12 protein-coding genes are annotated in these 14808 nt (G+C 63.5%); 6 read left to right on the top strand and 6 right to left on the bottom strand.

Features of this window, described 5'->3' with window-relative positions:
* Positions 1 to 9 precede the first annotated feature (9 nt).
* Positions 10 to 936, top strand: a complete 927-nt coding sequence (locus OSW16_RS20015) for a DMT family transporter (protein ID WP_241807209.1) — start codon at positions 10 to 12, stop codon at positions 934 to 936.
* A gap of 249 nt (positions 937 to 1185) precedes the next feature.
* Here OSW16_RS20015 and OSW16_RS20010 read toward each other — a convergent pair whose 3' ends face one another.
* A complete protein-coding gene (locus OSW16_RS20010) occupies positions 1186 to 2355 on the bottom strand; it encodes an MFS transporter (protein WP_267817904.1) in 1170 nt (389 codons plus the stop codon).
* A 106-nt stretch (positions 2356 to 2461) separates the two neighbouring features.
* Between OSW16_RS20010 and ptrR the strand changes: the two genes are divergently transcribed.
* Both ptrR and OSW16_RS26950 read left to right on the top strand, forming a co-directional pair.
* Positions 2462 to 3355: a putrescine utilization regulator PtrR gene (gene ptrR / locus OSW16_RS20005; protein WP_241804683.1), complete on the top strand. Its 894-nt coding sequence runs from the start codon at positions 2462 to 2464 to the stop codon at positions 3353 to 3355.
* A 124-nt stretch (positions 3356 to 3479) separates the two neighbouring features.
* Positions 3480 to 3608: a PA1414 family protein gene (locus OSW16_RS26950; RefSeq protein WP_008090807.1), complete on the top strand. Its 129-nt coding sequence runs from the start codon at positions 3480 to 3482 to the stop codon at positions 3606 to 3608.
* A 146-nt stretch (positions 3609 to 3754) separates the two neighbouring features.
* Here OSW16_RS26950 and OSW16_RS20000 read toward each other — a convergent pair whose 3' ends face one another.
* Both OSW16_RS20000 and speB read right to left on the bottom strand, forming a co-directional pair.
* The gene (locus OSW16_RS20000; protein WP_241804682.1) at positions 3755 to 5134 is read right to left on the bottom strand and encodes a sodium:solute symporter; all 1380 of its coding nucleotides are present in this window, start codon (positions 5132 to 5134) and stop codon (positions 3755 to 3757) included.
* 133 nt (positions 5135 to 5267) lie between these two features.
* On the bottom strand, positions 5268 to 6218 hold the full coding sequence (gene speB / locus OSW16_RS19995; protein ID WP_012315641.1) for an agmatinase: 951 nt from the start codon (positions 6216 to 6218) through the stop codon (positions 5268 to 5270).
* A 224-nt stretch (positions 6219 to 6442) separates the two neighbouring features.
* Here speB and OSW16_RS19990 point away from each other — a divergent pair, with 224 nt between their 5' ends.
* From OSW16_RS19990 to OSW16_RS19980, 3 genes are all read left to right on the top strand, one after another.
* Positions 6443 to 7336, top strand: a complete 894-nt coding sequence (locus OSW16_RS19990) for a LysR family transcriptional regulator (RefSeq protein WP_241804681.1) — start codon at positions 6443 to 6445, stop codon at positions 7334 to 7336.
* Between the two features lie 138 nt (positions 7337 to 7474).
* Positions 7475 to 9040, top strand: coding sequence for a methyl-accepting chemotaxis protein (locus tag OSW16_RS19985; RefSeq protein ID WP_267817900.1), 1566 nt, complete (start codon positions 7475 to 7477; stop codon positions 9038 to 9040).
* A 75-nt stretch (positions 9041 to 9115) separates the two neighbouring features.
* Complete coding sequence (locus OSW16_RS19980; RefSeq protein ID WP_267817898.1) at positions 9116 to 9715, top strand: tRNA-uridine aminocarboxypropyltransferase; 600 nt, start codon at positions 9116 to 9118, stop codon at positions 9713 to 9715.
* Between the two features lie 121 nt (positions 9716 to 9836).
* Here OSW16_RS19980 and OSW16_RS19975 read toward each other — a convergent pair whose 3' ends face one another.
* From OSW16_RS19975 to OSW16_RS19965, 3 genes are all read right to left on the bottom strand, one after another.
* Positions 9837 to 11192: an HlyD family type I secretion periplasmic adaptor subunit gene (locus OSW16_RS19975; RefSeq protein ID WP_267817896.1), complete on the bottom strand. Its 1356-nt coding sequence runs from the start codon at positions 11190 to 11192 to the stop codon at positions 9837 to 9839.
* A gap of 9 nt (positions 11193 to 11201) precedes the next feature.
* Positions 11202 to 13337, bottom strand: coding sequence for a type I secretion system permease/ATPase (locus tag OSW16_RS19970; protein WP_267824054.1), 2136 nt, complete (start codon positions 13335 to 13337; stop codon positions 11202 to 11204).
* A 78-nt stretch (positions 13338 to 13415) separates the two neighbouring features.
* Positions 13416 to 14789, bottom strand: coding sequence for a TolC family outer membrane protein (locus OSW16_RS19965; protein WP_267817894.1), 1374 nt, complete (start codon positions 14787 to 14789; stop codon positions 13416 to 13418).
* Positions 14790 to 14808 lie beyond the last annotated feature (19 nt).

Here is a 14808-nt window from a genome sequence, read left to right as displayed (position 1 = left end):
GGTCCGCCCATGAGTGCGGCCCGCAAGAATCCCGATGCGTTTGCCTTTCAGGTCATGCTGGGGCTGTGCCTGATCTGGGGTTGCCAACAGGTATTGATCAAATCCGCTGCGGTTGATATTGCGCCGGTGATGCAGGCTGCACTGCGTAACGGCCTTGCCGCCGTGCTGGTTGGCTTGATGATCTGCTGGCGCGGTGGCTGGGGGCAGGTCGGGAGCACTTGGCGTGGCGGGCTGCTGGCCGGCGGTTTGTTTGGCCTGGAGTTCCTGTTCATCGCCGAGGGGCTGAAGCTGACATCCGCGGCGCATATGTCTGTGTTTCTCTACACCGCACCGGTGTTCACGGCACTTGGGCTGCACCTGATGCTGCCCAGCGAGCGGCTGCGCCTGTTGCAGTGGCTGGGCATCGTCTTGGCGTTCGGCGGCATCGCTACCGCATTTGCCGGGGGGCTGTCGTTCGAGGAGATGGACGGGCGCATGCTGCTCGGCGATGCATTCGGTGTCCTGGCCGGTTTGGCTTGGGGGGCAACGACGGTGGTGGTACGGGGTTCGCGTTTGTCTGAGGCGCCTGCGACGTTGACGCTGTTCTATCAGCTGGCGGTGGGGTTTGTCGGGTTGGTGCTGATCGCCTTGCTTAGCGGGCAGATCGACAAGGTCGTGTGGACGCCTTTGGCGGTCGGCAGCGTGCTGTTCCAGGGTATTGTGGTTTCATTTGTCAGCTACCTGACGTGGTTCTGGTTGCTGCGCAAGTACCTGGCTTCGAATCTGGCGGTGTTTTCCTTCATTACCCCGTTGTTTGGGGTGACGTTTGGCGTGCTGTTGCTGGATGAACCGCTGAGCGTGAATTTCGTGCTTGGGGCAGTGATGGTTTTGCTCGGCGTGGTGCTGGTCAGTGCCGAGCCTTGGGTGAAGCAGCAGTTGCGCAGGTTTGTGGGGTAGGCGTCGTCTTTGCTGTACGTGCCGACCGGATCGGTAATCATTCGATCGCGCTCGATGAGATTAGCGTGGCTTTGGGGCCGCTATGCGGCCCATCGCCGGCAAGCCGGCTCCCACCTCCGACCGCGCAGTTCTTCAGGCCTACGCTTCACCTGTGCACTCAACCGCCTTGTCCAGTTTCTAACAGTCGGCGCAATTCATGTGAGAGCCGGCTTGCCGGCGATAGGGCCGGTACTGATCAGCCTCGATCCATCAGGCAACCCGTCCCGCAATCTGGCAGTCGCGGTTATGGCGTGTGCCCGTAAGCACCAACACCCCCGCCAGCCCCAACCCAGCCGCCGCCGTTGCCAGCGCCGGCTGCAAGCCCCCGCTGTAATGGTTGCTCAGCGCCGCCAGCAACGGGCCGCTCAACTGTCCCAGCGCAAAGCACGCTGTCAGCTGCCCGGCATTGCGCTGCGTGGCATGGGGCGCCAGCTCCCGCGAGCGTTGCATCACCAGCTGCATGCATGCCAGAAACGGCGTACCGCAGAGCACCACGCCCAAGGCCAAGCCAAGGCCGCCGCCCATCAGGCAGGCCAGTACGCCAAGGCCTTGCAGCCACAAGGTCGCGGTCAGCCAGGCCGAAGTGCGGCCGGCGCGTCGCACACTCACCAGCACCACGCCCAACGCCGCCGCCACACCAAACCCCGGCCAGAACAGGTCCGCCATCCAGTTGCCTTGGAACTGTTGGTTGGCCATTTGCGCCAGGAACGTGGCCGGCAGGATGTAGCCCACGCCATACAAGCCATACACCAGGCCAAGGCGGCCGATGCCAACGCTGCGTGTCGCGCCTCCCTGCACCGTGCTCAGCACCACAGCGGGTGCCTGAGCGCGAGGCAGCCAAGGGCGCACCGCCAGCAACATGACCAGCGCGGCAACGCTATACACCAGCCACAACGCCGCGGAGCTCAACCCAAGCGAGTGAGCGACCAGTGCCAGCAGGCCGGTCACGGCGATGCCCAGCCCAGGCCCGGCGAACACCAGGGCGCCAAGGCGCGGACGATTGTTGGCGTTGGCCAGTTGCTGGCTGAGGCTGGTGATCATCACCAGCACCCACGCACTGGCTACGCCCGTACCGAAACGCAGCAGCAGGTGGCTCCAGAACCCGTCCGCAGCCCAGGACGCCAGGGTCAGCACCACACAGAGCCACAGCCCGCCGTGCAGGCACAGCCTGACCTGGGCGGGGGTGCGGGCGAACATGGCATACGCGGCACCAACGAAATAGCCAAGGTAGTTGGCTGCTGCGACAAGCCCTGCGCTGGTCAGGTCGAACTGGCCTTCGGCGATCAGTTGCGGCAGTTGCGGGGTGAGAGCGAAGCGGCCGATGCCCATGGCCATCATCAGCGCCACGGCGCTGGCCAACAGTTGTACGAATGGCGACATGAGAACACTCCCGCAAGCCTGTAAACGATGAAGGGGAGGTTAGGGCGCTTTTGTTTTCAATAAAATTGAATAATGATGATGAAGTTGTTCTGTTTTGGAGAATGTCATGGAGTTCAGCCAGCTGCGTATTTTCCAGGCGGTCGCTGAGGAAGGTTCCATCACCCGCGCCGCCGAGCGCTTGCACCGGGTGCCGTCGAACCTTTCGACGCGCTTGCGCCAACTCGAAGAGCAACTGGGCGTGGAACTGTTCTTGCGTGAGCGCCAGCGCCTGCAGTTGTCACCCGCCGGTAAGGTGCTGCTGGATTACGCCAACCGTCTGGCGGCGCTGCGGGACGAAGCCATGGCCGCCGTGCAGGGCGGGCAGCCGGCCGGCGATTTCATCCTGGGCACCATGTACAGCACCGCGGCCATTCACCTGCCAGCGTTGTTGGCGCGTTACCATCAGGCCTATCCGGCCGTTAACCTGCAGGTGCAGGCTGCCCCCAGTGGCGAGTTGCTTGAGGGATTGCTCAGCCACCGCCTGGACGCCGCCCTGGTGGACGGGCCGCCGAGCCTGGCGGGGCTGGATGGTGTGCCCTTGTGCGAAGAAGAACTGGTACTGATCACCAGCCCCGAACACCCACCGGTGCACAGCGCCAGCGATGTGGCGGGCAAGGCGGTGTTCACTTTTCGTCAAGGGTGCTCCTACCGGATGCGCCTGGAGGCGTGGTATGCCCATGCCCATACGCCAATGGGGCGGGTAATGGAAATCGAGTCTTATCAGAGCATGCTGGCTTGTGTGATAGCCGGCGCAGGGGTGGCGCTGATGGCGCAGTCGATGCTCGACAGCCTGCCGGGGCGGGACCGCGTGCGGGTCCACCGGCTGCAGGCGCCGTTCGATCAGGCGGTGACCTGGCTGATGTGGCGGCAGGGGATGCGTGGGGCGAATTTGCAGGCGTGGGTCGATTTGCAACAAAGCGAAACGATTAACCAGCCGTCGGAATCCACCGTTTCCGCTTGATCCGCGTCAAACTTGCCCCTATCTGTAACAACAAGGGCATGCGTAATACAGGACATCGGACTATGATCTGTATGAAACATCGTAGGATTGATTGACCGAGAGGCTGACCCGTCAAGGGGGCACTATGAAAAACCAAATGTTCAACTGGCTCCACGACTTGGCTGTCGCCCTGGGGCTGATACCACCACCTCTACAGCCGGTGCCGATCCCGACTGATGAAGAGCAGCGCAGGCGCCAGCCGCGTCGTCGCTGAACACAACGAGGCCGCGATATCAGTGATGATGGCGCGGCTTTTTTCGTTGTTGCCGGGATGCATGCTTTGATTTTGAGCTTGTATGGGACCGAGCACTGCCCGCGCGGCACTCGATCCCAAGGGCGCTGTTAAGGCCTGCGCCATCCTCAAGCCAGCGTAACCACTCCCACCGGTTTGCGCGACAGCAGGCTGACCAGCACGAAGCTCACCAGGCCAACCGCCAGGCTGTAGTAGATCGGCGTATTGGCGTCCAACCCATCCTTGAACATGAACAACAGCGCCGTGGCAAAGCCCAGCGTCATGCTGGCAATGGCCCCTGCGGTGGTCGCACGTTTCCAGAAGATCGCCCCGATCAGCGGGATCAGCATGCCGCCGACCAGCAGGTTATAAGCCAGGGTCAGTGCGCTGATCACATCGTTCACCGCCAGCGCGATGCCCAGCACCACCAAGCCGGTGAGCAGGGTGAACAGGCGACTGACACCCAGGCTCGATTGCTTGCCGCCACGCAATTTAGGCAGCAGGTCTTCGGTAATGGTGGTCGAGGCGGCCAGCAGGCCGGCACTGGCGGTCGACATCATCGCAGCCAGGGCAGCGGCCATCAGCAGGCCACGGATACCATCAGGCAACTGGCTCTTGATCATCTCTGCGAACGCGTTGTTCGGGTTGGCCAGGTCCGGCATCAGCACGTGCGCGGCCATGCCGATCAGGGCACAAGCCAGGCCATAGAGCACGCAGTACAGGCCTGCAGTGGTACCGGCACGTTGGCAGACCTTCTCGTCGCGGGCGGTGAATACCCGCTGCCAGATGTCCTGGCCAATCAGGATGCCGAAGAAGTAGATCAGGAAGTAGGTGATGATGGTGTCCCAGCCGATGGTGGTCCAGGCGAAGCTGGCCGCCGGCAGCTTGGCTACCAGGGTGTCCCAGCCACCAGCGTTGTACAGGCACACCGGCAGCAGGATGAACATCAGGCCCACGGTCTTGATCACGAACTGGACGATGTCGGTCAGGGTCAACGACCACATGCCGCCGATGGTCGAGTAGACCACCACCACCCCGCCGCCGAGCAGCAGCGACATCCAGAACGGCAAGTCCAGCAATACCTGCAGGACAGTCGCCATGGCCAGGGTCGAGGTGACGCCGATCATCAGCGCGTAGGCCAGCATGATTGCCGCACTGGCCTGGCGCGCCATGGGGTTGTAGCGCCGCTCCAGTACCTGGGTCACGGTGAAGATCTTCAGGCGCAGCAGCGGTTTGGCGAGGAACAGGTTGAGGGCGATGATGCCCAGGCCCAAGGCTGCGCATAGCCAGAAGCCGGAGATGCCGTGCACATAGCCAAGGCGTACGGTGCCGACGGTGGAGGCGCCGCCGAGCACGGTGGTGGCCATGGTGCCCATGTACAAGGTCGGGCCCAGGTTGCGCCCTGCCACCAGGTAGTCTTCGTGTGTTTTCGCGCGCCGCATGCCATACCAGCCCAGCCCGAGCATGCCGGCGGTATAGATCATTACAACAATGATGTCCAAGGCCATTGGGGGTCTCCCGATTATCTTTATTATGGCGAGATCGACCACTCAGGCGGCCTCACGGCACCTGGCGGTCTTGTCTTGTGTTGGCGGGCCTCTGTGGCCCTCCCTCATGGCTCCTGCCGGGGTGCAACAAGTTTCAGCGGCGCACGACGCCCGGTAGCACGCAGAGCATTTCAAACAGCAGGTTGGCACCGAGCAGCGAGGTGTTACCGGTGGTGTCGTAAGGCGGGGAGACTTCGACAAGGTCACAGCCGATCAGGTCCAGGCCGTGGCAGCCGCGAATGATCTCCATCGCCTGGATGGTGGTCAAGCCGCCAATTTCCGGGGTGCCGGTGCCAGGTGCCCAGGCCGGGTCGATACCGTCGATGTCGAAGGACAGGTACACCGGGCCGCCGCCGACCTTTTCACGTACTTCGGCCATCAGCGGTTCCAGTGACTTGTGCCAGCACTCTTCGGCCTGCACCACGCGAAAACCTTGGCGGCGGCTCCAGTTGAAGTCGTCGGCGGTATAGCCCTGGGCGCGCAGGCCGATCTGGACCACGCGGTCGCAATCGAGCAGGCCCTCTTCCACCGCGCGGCGGAAGGTGGTGCCGTGGGCGATCTTCTCGCCGAACATATGGTCGTTGACGTCGGCGTGAGCGTCGATGTGCACCAGGCCGATCTTGCCGTGTTTCTTGTGCAGGGCGCGCAGGATCGGCAGGGTGATGGTGTGGTCGCCACCCAGCGTCATCGGGATGACGTTGTGCTCGACGATCTCGTCGTAGGCTTCTTCGATGATGCGCACGGCATCGAGCAGGTTGAAGGTGTTGATCGCCACGTCACCGATATCGGCCACCGACAGCGAGTCGAACGGGGCGGCACCGGTGGCCATGTTGTACGGGCGGATCATCACCGATTCGGCGCGGATCTGCCGTGGCCCGAAGCGGGTGCCGGAGCGCAGCGAGGTGCCGATGTCCAGGGGCACGCCGATGAACGCGGCATCCAGGCCTTCAGCGCTTTGCAGGTGGGGTAGACGGAGCATGGTGGCGATGCCGCCGAAACGCGGCATTTCGTTGCCGCCCAGTGGTTGATGGAGAACTTTGTCCACGGTGGGCCTCATCAGTCGGTCGATTGTTTTGTTTGTTCGAACCTGTGCCGCCGCGCGCCTTGAAATACGGTCATGCCGGCGGGCAGGGACATTTCGGCCAAGTCTGCTGAAGGTAGTGCGTGGGAAAAATCGCTACCGGCAAATACTTACTTCAGGAATTTCTGAACTAAACGCCACCGTAGCGGGTAGACTGCGCGCAAACGACACTGCGGAACCGTTGCACCATGGCCTCGACCCTGCCTGACCTGAAACTGCTGCGCATCTTTGTCAGCGTGGTGCGCCACCAAGGCTTCGCCAATGCACAGCGCGATCTCAACCTGTCGACCTCGGCCATCAGTACCTACATGAGCCAGCTCGAAGGTGCCTTGGGCATCGTGCTGTGCCACCGGGGCCGTGGCGGCTTCAGCCTGACCAGCAAGGGCGAGCTGTTCCACCAGGAGACCTTGCGCCTGCTGGCGGAGCTCGATGGCTTCGAGCAATACGCCGCAGCGCTCAAGGGGGAGCTGCGCGGTACGCTCAACCTCGGGGTGATCGACTCAACCGTGGGCGACCGCGCGCTGCCTTTGGCTGAAGCGATCGGCGCCTACAGCCAGGAGCACCCGGCGGTGCACCTGCACCTTTCGGTGTCCAGCCCCTATGAGCTGCAGCTGGGCGTGCAGGACAACCGCCTGGACCTGGCGATCGGGGCATTCTCCTCGCGCATGAGTGGCCTGGTTTACCAGCCGCTGTACCGCGAGCAGCATTGGTTGTACTGCAGCAGTCGCCACCCGTTGTTCGTCGAGCGGCGCATTCCCGAGCCGGTGGTGACCCAACAGCGCATGGTCGGGCGTGGTTACTGGAGCCAGGCGGAGTTGGCCCGGCACGGCTTCAAACATAGCGCGGCGACCGTCGAGAGTATGGAGGCGCAGCTGATTCTGATCCTGTCCGGTGCCTATATCGGCTACCTGCCCGAGCACTATGCCCAGGCTTGGGTCGATAAGGGCGACTTGCGTGTACTATCTCCGGCTACTTTCGGCTATCAAGCGCCATTTTCGTTGATCATCCGCCGCGGCCGCAGCCGGGAGCCCTTGATTCAGACCTTCCGCGATTTGCTCAAAAGCCAACTCAATGTTGGCTGATGTACAAGGCGTTTCCGGTCATTCCGTCGGGATGAGTAAATTTCCTACAAACCTGACCACTACGCTGATGGCGTTCTGCTAAACCTCTACTTGCTTTGATGATTTTCCCCTTCATCTATACAAGCAAGGACCGCCCAGATGCGCATGAATTTGCCCGTCACTGAGCATGAAAGAACCTTTTCCAGCGACCAGCGGCTGATCTCTACCACCGACCTGAACAGCCACATCACGTACTGCAACGACGCGTTCGTGGCGATCAGCGGGTTCACCTACGACGAGCTGGTGGGCCAGCCCCACAACCTGGTGCGTCACCCCGACATGCCACCGGCGGTTTTCGGGCATATGTGGGACACCCTCAAACAAGGTAAACCTTGGATGGGCGTGGTGAAGAACCGCGCCAAGAATGGTGATTTCTACTGGGTGAGTGCCTATGTCACCGCCATCTATGAGAACGGCCGCGTCAGCGGTTACGAGTCGGTGCGTTCGGTGCCCAGCCGTGAACAGATCCACCGTGCAGAGCGGCTGTATGCACGCCTGCGCGCCGGGCGCCCGGCCGTACCCTGGGCCGCGCGGCTGGGGCGTGGCGTTGGCGATGGCTGGCCGCTGATCGGTGCAGGCCTACTGTCGGCCGCCGGCTACCTCTGGTTACCGCCCTATGCAGCGCTGGGCGTACTGATGGCCAGCATGCTGTTGGCCTGGTACCTGATCGAACAGCGGCATAACCAGGCGATCCGCCGCACACTGGCCGAACATCCCAAGGCCTTCACCAGCCCGCTGGTAGCGCTGACGTACAGTGACAATCCGGGCCTGCATGGCCAGCTCGACCTGGCAATCATCAGCGAGGAAGCCAGGCTGCAGACCGCCCTGACGCGGCTGGTGGACGCCGGCGTCGGCGTGAAGTCGCGGGCCGCCCAGTCGGCCGACCTGTCCGATGCCCAGGCACAGATGCTCGATCGCCAGCGCAGTGAGACCGACCAGTCGGCCACCGCCATTGCGCAAATGGCGGCGACCATCCAGGAAGTGACGCATAACGTGCAAAGCACCGCGCATGCAGCAGGCGATGCCGACCAGTTGGCGCAGCAGGGCAGCGAACTGGCCCAGCAGAGCCTCAAGGCGATGGGCAGCATGAGCGAGGCGGTCAGCGACATTGGCCAGGCGGTCAATGCCCTGGCTGAACAGACCCAGTCGATCGGCAGTGTGGTCGACACCATCACCTCGATTGCCGAACAGACCAATTTGCTGGCGCTCAATGCCGCGATCGAGGCGGCGCGGGCGGGTGAGCAGGGCAGGGGCTTTGCCGTGGTGGCCGATGAGGTGCGCTCGCTGGCGCAGCGCACGCGCACCTCGACCGAGGAGATCCACCAGATCATCGCCTCGCTGCGCGCTGGCGCCGAGCGGGCGGTGAGCACTGCCAGCCGTGGCGAACAGATTTCACGCGACAGCGTGCACAGTGTCGAGGCGGTGCAGTCGGCGCTGGCCGGGATCGCCCAGGCGGTCAGCCGTATCACGGGCATGAGCCAGCAGATGGCGACGGCGTCCGAGCAGCAAAGCCACGTGGCTGAAGACATCAACCAGCAGATCGTGCGCATCGCCCAGTTGTGTGACCAAACGGCGGGGCAGGCCAAGCAGGGGGCTGAGATCAGCCAGGACCTGGAGCGAATGGCGGAGTATCTGCACAGCCTGGCGGAGCGTTTCAACCGCTGATTCACAGCCTCTCCCACAAGGATGTGGGGCTTTTCCTCAGGGCTGTGGCACACTGCGCCCGGTAAGGAGAAGCCGATGTCCAGACCCCGCTGCGAGCGCTGCCAGCGCCCGCTCCATCACTGCCTTTGCCCACTGATCCCCTCGCTCGACAGCCGCACCCGTGTGCTCCTGCTGCAGCACCCCAGTGAAACCTCGCACGCCCTGAACACCGCACGCCTGGCTGCGCTTGGGCTGGTCAATGCCGAGTTGCGCGTTGGCGAGGTGTTTGAAGACCTGGGTGATTTGCTGAGCGCACCGGGGTATCGGCCGGTGCTCTTGTTCCCAGGTGAGCAGGCCCAGGTGCTCGCCGCCTATGGCGATGCTGAGGGCAGGCCGCTCATGCTGATTGTCCCCGATGGCACCTGGCGCAAGGCTCGCAAGCTTTTGTACCTCAATCCATTGCTCGAAGCGTTGCCCAGGGTGACGCTGGCGCAGGTGTCGCCCTCGCGCTACCGCGTGCGCAAGGCGCCGGAGCCGGGAGCGGTGTCGACCATAGAGGCGGTGGTGCAGGCCTTGAATGTGCTGGAGCAGCCGGCGTGTTTCGATGCGTTGCTGCGCCCGTTCGAAGCGTTGATCGAAGGGCAGATCAGGGCGATGGGGACTGAGACGTTCCAAAGAAATCATGGCGAAGGCTGATAACGGCACAGGCGGGGCCTTTATCTGCCAACGATTGCAGGCGTTTATTTAGCCTGTAGCCTCGTGCCAAGGCGGCTGTGCGCGGGAGACCTCAAGGTCTGCCGAGTTCCAGGCTCCCGGTTCACCGCTCCCGCAACGCCTCGGTCCGTGCTTTGAGCACCGGCTTGAGCAGATAATCCAGCACACTCTTCTGCCCGGTGATGATATCCACCGTGGCCACCATCCCGGGGATGATCAGCAGCGGCTTGTTGTCGCCGCCCAGGTGGTTCTTCTCGGTGCGTACCTGAATCAGGTAAAACGCATTGCCTTTGTCATCGGTCACGGTATCGGCACCGATCAGCTCGAGCTTGGCCTTCATACCGCCATAAATGGTGTAGTCATACGCACTGAACTTCACCATCGCCGGTTGCCCCGGGTGCAGGAACGCCACGTCCTGTGGCCGCACCTTCGCCTCGATCAGCAGGTTGTCCTCGATCGGCACGATCTCCACCAGGTCGCTGCCCGGCTGCACCACGCCGCCAATGGTGTTGACCTTGAGCATCTTGACGATACCTCGCACCGGCGACACCACGGTGGTGCGGTTGACCCGGTCGTCGATGGCGATGCTGGTGGCGGTGATCTTCGACAGCTCCGTGCGTTTGTCGTTGAGCTCCTTGGCGGCGTCGGAGCGAAAGCCGGCCTCTGATTCCTGGATCTTGCTCCTGATCTCAGCCACGGCGGCCTCGGCACGGGGGATGGCCAGGTTGGTGGCGTTGAGTTGGCCGCGAGCTTCTACGGTGCGTTGCTTGAGCCGCAGGATTTCCACCGGTGAGATGGCACCTTTGCTCACCAGGGGGGCCGACATGTCCAATTCCTGTTGCAGCAGGCCTACCGCCGAGCGGTACTGCTCGACCTTGGAACGGAACTCGGCCAATTCCTGGGTCTTCTGTCGCAACTGCTCGTTGAGGGTCTGCTTTTCACTGGCCAGGCGACGCTGGCGCGAGTCGTACAGCGACCGCTCGTCCTCGGCCACCTGGGGCGCCTTGGCCCGTACCTCGTCGGACAGCACGAAGGGCCGGCCTTCGGCTTCTGCTGACAGGCGCTCGACCTGGGCAGTCAAGGCATAGCGGTCAGCCTCGCTTTCGCCTTTGTTGGACTGGAACCGCGTGTCGTCCAGGCGCAGCAGGGTGGCGCCTTTGTCCACCATCTGGCCTTCGCGCACGAAGATCTCGGTGACGATGCCGCCTTCAAGGTTCTGCACCACCTGCACCTTGCTCGAAGGGATCGCCTTGCCTTCGCCGACCGTCACCTCGTCGAGCACTGCCAGGCTTGCCCAGATCACGGCCGCCAGCAGTAGCGCCGCCGCCAGCCACACGGTCAGGCGCGACAGGCGCGGGGAATCCTGCAGGGTGGCGCTGGCCAGCTCTGGCATGTAGTCGTGTTCGGTGCGCTTGTCGGCGCTGCTGTGGGTGCTGCGCACGCTGTGGCCGATGGGCATGTAAACCTCCTAGAGAGCTGCGCCGATGCGGCCCTTGCGCAGGGCATCGATGACCGCATCCTTGGGCCCGTCGGCGACGATCTTGCCGTTGTCCAGCACCAGCAGGCGGTCCACCAGGCTCAGCATCGAGGTGCGGTGGGTGACCAGCAGCAGGGTCTTGCCAGGCACCCAGTTCAGCAGGCGTTGGCGCAGTTGCTCTTCGCTGCTGTTGTCCATGTGGCTGGTAGGTTCGTCGAGGATCAGGATGGGCGGCTCCAGCAGCAGCGCACGGGCCAGTAGCACGGCCTGGCGCTGCCCGCCGGAGAGCAGCTGGCCGCGTTCGCCCACCGGGCGGTCGAAACCCTGCGGGTGCTGGCGGGCCAGCTCGCTGACGCCGGTCAGCTCGGCCACTTCGAGCATGCGCGCATCGCTCACGTGGCGGGCACCGAGGGTGAGGTTGTCACGCAGGCTGCCGGCCAGCAGGGGCAGGTCATGGGCCACGTAGCCAAGCTGGCTGCGCAGGTCGGCGATGTCCAGTTGGCGCAGGTCGAGGTTGTCCAGCAACACCTGGCCTTCTTCTGGGTGATGAAAGCCCATCAGTAGCCGGCCCAAGGTGCTTTTGCCCGAGCCGCTGCGGCCAATGATGCCGATCCGCTCACCCGGCTTGATGGTCACATTGACATCCTGCAGTGCCGGGCCGATCTGTGCTGGGTAACGGAAGCTGACATGGCTGAGGGTCAGGCCGCCCTTGAGGGCGGTGTGTTCCAGGGCTTGCTGTTCGGCCTGGCGTTCTTGCGGCAGGGCCATCAGGGCATCGGTGCTGCGCATCGTCAGTTGCGCTTGCTGATAGCGGGTGATCAGCCCTGCGATCTGCCCGAGCGGTGCCAGTACTCGGCTACCGAGCATGTAGCTGGCGACCAGGGCGCCGACACTGAGGTTACCGGCGATGATGCTGTACACCCCGGCGACGATGGTGGCCATGCCGCAGAACTGTTGGATGAACAGCGTGCCGTTGCTCGCCAGCGACGACAGGTTGCGGGCGTGGGCGTCGAGCCGGGCGATGGCGCCATTGGTGTGTTCCCACTGGTACTGGCGCTCGCTCTGAGCACCGCAGGCCTTGAGGGTTTCCAGGCCACCGAGGGTTTCGATCAGCAATGCCTGGCGTACCGCACCGAGGCTGAGGCTTTTTTGCACGGTGTCGCGCAGGCGTGCCTGAATGAGCAGGGCAAAGCCCACCGCCAGCGGGAAGGCGATCAGCGGGATCAGTACCAGCCAGCCGCCCAGCAGGCCGATCACCAGTAGCATGAGGGCGACGAAGGGCAGGTCGATGATGCTGGTCAGGGTGACTGCGGTGAGGAATTCGCGCAGGCCCTGGAAGTCGTGGATGCTCTGGGCGAAGCCGCCGATGCTGGCAGGTTTGGCCTTTATCGCCATGCCGGTGATGCGTTCGAACAGGGCGGCGGAGAGGATCAGGTCGGTCTTCTTGCCGGCTTGGTCCAGCAGGTGGGCGCGGACCATGCGCAGCACCAGCTCGAAGGCGGTGCCGATGAACAGGCCAGCGACCAGCACCCACAGGGTCGAAAGAGCCTGGTTGGGTACTACGCGGTCGTAGGTCTGCATCACGAACAGCGGCACCATCAGGCCCAGCAGGTTGATCAGCAGGCTGGCCAGCAACGCATCGCCGTACAGCCAGCGGGAATGGCGCAAGGTATCGCGGAACCAGGCCTCGACCCGCGGTAGCAGTGGCGAGCGGACCTCCTCCAGGGTATGACGGGGGCGTGCGAACAGGGCGTGGCCTGCGTAGGCCTGTTCCAGCGCCTCGCGCTCTACCCATTGTTCGCCGCCTTCAGCCTCGCAGGGCAGGATCAGCGCCCGGCCATCTTCGCCCCAGCGCTGCAGCACGGCACTGCGGCCGTCTTTGAGCAACAGCAGCACCGGCAGGTTGAGCGGCGAAATGGCCTCCAGTTCACGCTGCAACACACGCCCTTGCAAACCGGCACGCGCCGCAGCGCGTGGCAGCAAATCCGCCCCCAGGCGTTGCTGGAACAGTGGCAGCCCACTGCTCAGGCTGGCGCGGCTGGCCGGCCGACCATGCAGGTGGCATAGGATCAGCAGGCCATCGAGCAGCGGGTCATCGATATCGGGGCGCGGTTGTGCGCTTTGCATACTGGTCACGATGAACTACTCCCGCCACGGTGTTAGGGGGTGAGGTGCGGTACTGCGTGCCAGTTGCGAGCGGCTGGCTCAACGCATGTCAGGCAACCTGGCCTCGGTGCGTACGTCGTTGTTGGCAATGGCCTCCGGCGGCAGCGAAATACGCTGTTTGCTCAGCAGCTCACCCATGGTCGCCAGCACCCGATACATCGAGTACTCCTCGGTGTAACGCACCTCGGTGTAACGGCGGTTGGCGTTGTAGAGCTCATTCTCGCTGTCGAGCACATCGAGCAGGGTGCGTTGGCCCAGGCCGAACTGGTCCTGATAAGCGGCGCGCACACGCTGCGTCGTTTCTGCGTACTCGCGGGCGGTAGGGGTCTGCTTACGCGCGTTGTTCATGGCGTTCCAGGCCAGGCTGAGGTTTTCGGTCAGCTCGCGCAACGCGTTGTTGCGGATGTCCAGCGCCTGGTTGATCTTGTGAGCGTCGGACTGCAGGCGGGCCTTGTCGCTGCCGCCGCGGAACAGGTTGTAGGTGAGTTCTACGCCGGCCTGCCAGTCGTTGTTGCTGTGGCCTTTTTCACCACCGAGGTTGTTGTTGGCGCCGGTGGCCAGCACCGCGTCCAGGCGCGGGTAGAACGGTGATTTGGCCACTTCGTACTGCTGCTCGGCGGCGTTGACGTCGGCCTGGGCAGATTTCAGGTAGGGGTTGTTCTGGCGCATGCCTTCGCGCGCCTCGTCCAGCGTGCCCGGCATTTGCACCTTGACCGATTGCGGGCCTTCCAGCTCATCCGGCAGGCGGCCGACCACGCTGTAGAAATTGGCTTCGGCATCGGCCAGGTCGACCTCGGCGGTGTCCAGATTGTTTTCTGCCAGAGCCCGGCGTGCGCGGGATTGGTCAAGGTCGGCAGTGCTGCCCACGCCCCGCTCGCTACGCAGGCCTATCTGGTCGCTGACGCGCAAGTGCGCCTGCAGGTTGTTCTTTGCCAGGGTCACCAACTCGCGGCGTTTGAGCACTTCCAGGTACACCTCGATCGCGCGCAGGGCGACATCTTGGGCGACGGCCTGTGTGTAGTAGGCGCGGGAGGTCGCTACCGCCTCGGTACGCCCCACTTCGTTGGCGGTGTTGAAACCATCGAAGATCATTTGCCGAAGACGCAACTCCGACTGGGTGTAGTTCAGGGTTTCTTTGTTGTGGTTGCGCGTACCGTCAGGGTTCAGGCCGCGGGTGTTGAGGTTGTCCGAACGCTGCCTGCCGTACCCGGCTACCAGGTCGACGGTTGGGTAGTAGCCGCCACGGGCGAATTTCACGTCCTCGTCGGCGGATAACCGGCTGTTACGGTTGGAGCTTATTTCCGGGTGGTAGTCCACGGCGCTCTGGACGGCCTCGGTGAGTGACATCGCCTGAACGTTGGCGCACGCCATGGCCAACAGAATTGCACTGGTGATGGGGTTGAAAACGCGCATGGGGTACTTCTCCCTGATC

The sequence above is a fragment of the Pseudomonas putida genome (genome assembly GCF_026625125.1).
Classification (GTDB): Bacteria; Pseudomonadota; Gammaproteobacteria; order Pseudomonadales; family Pseudomonadaceae; genus Aquipseudomonas; species Aquipseudomonas putida_X.
This window is presented reverse-complemented; position numbering and strand designations above follow the sequence as displayed.

Coding starts and splice junctions, on each gene's coding strand:
- OSW16_RS20015 (WP_241807209.1), top strand. CDS start 10: ATGAGTGCGGCCCGCAAGAATCCCGATGCGTTTGCCTTTCAGGTCATG.
- OSW16_RS20010 (WP_267817904.1), bottom strand. CDS start 2,355: ATGTCGCCATTCGTACAACTGTTGGCCAGCGCCGTGGCGCTGATGATG.
- ptrR (WP_241804683.1), top strand. CDS start 2,462: ATGGAGTTCAGCCAGCTGCGTATTTTCCAGGCGGTCGCTGAGGAAGGT.
- OSW16_RS26950 (WP_008090807.1), top strand. CDS start 3,480: ATGAAAAACCAAATGTTCAACTGGCTCCACGACTTGGCTGTCGCCCTG.
- OSW16_RS20000 (WP_241804682.1), bottom strand. CDS start 5,134: ATGGCCTTGGACATCATTGTTGTAATGATCTATACCGCCGGCATGCTC.
- OSW16_RS19990 (WP_241804681.1), top strand. CDS start 6,443: ATGGCCTCGACCCTGCCTGACCTGAAACTGCTGCGCATCTTTGTCAGC.
- OSW16_RS19985 (WP_267817900.1), top strand. CDS start 7,475: ATGCGCATGAATTTGCCCGTCACTGAGCATGAAAGAACCTTTTCCAGC.
- OSW16_RS19980 (WP_267817898.1), top strand. CDS start 9,116: ATGTCCAGACCCCGCTGCGAGCGCTGCCAGCGCCCGCTCCATCACTGC.
- OSW16_RS19975 (WP_267817896.1), bottom strand. CDS start 11,192: ATGCCCATCGGCCACAGCGTGCGCAGCACCCACAGCAGCGCCGACAAG.
- OSW16_RS19970 (WP_267824054.1), bottom strand. CDS start 13,337: ATGCAAAGCGCACAACCGCGCCCCGATATCGATGACCCGCTGCTCGAT.
- OSW16_RS19965 (WP_267817894.1), bottom strand. CDS start 14,789: ATGCGCGTTTTCAACCCCATCACCAGTGCAATTCTGTTGGCCATGGCG.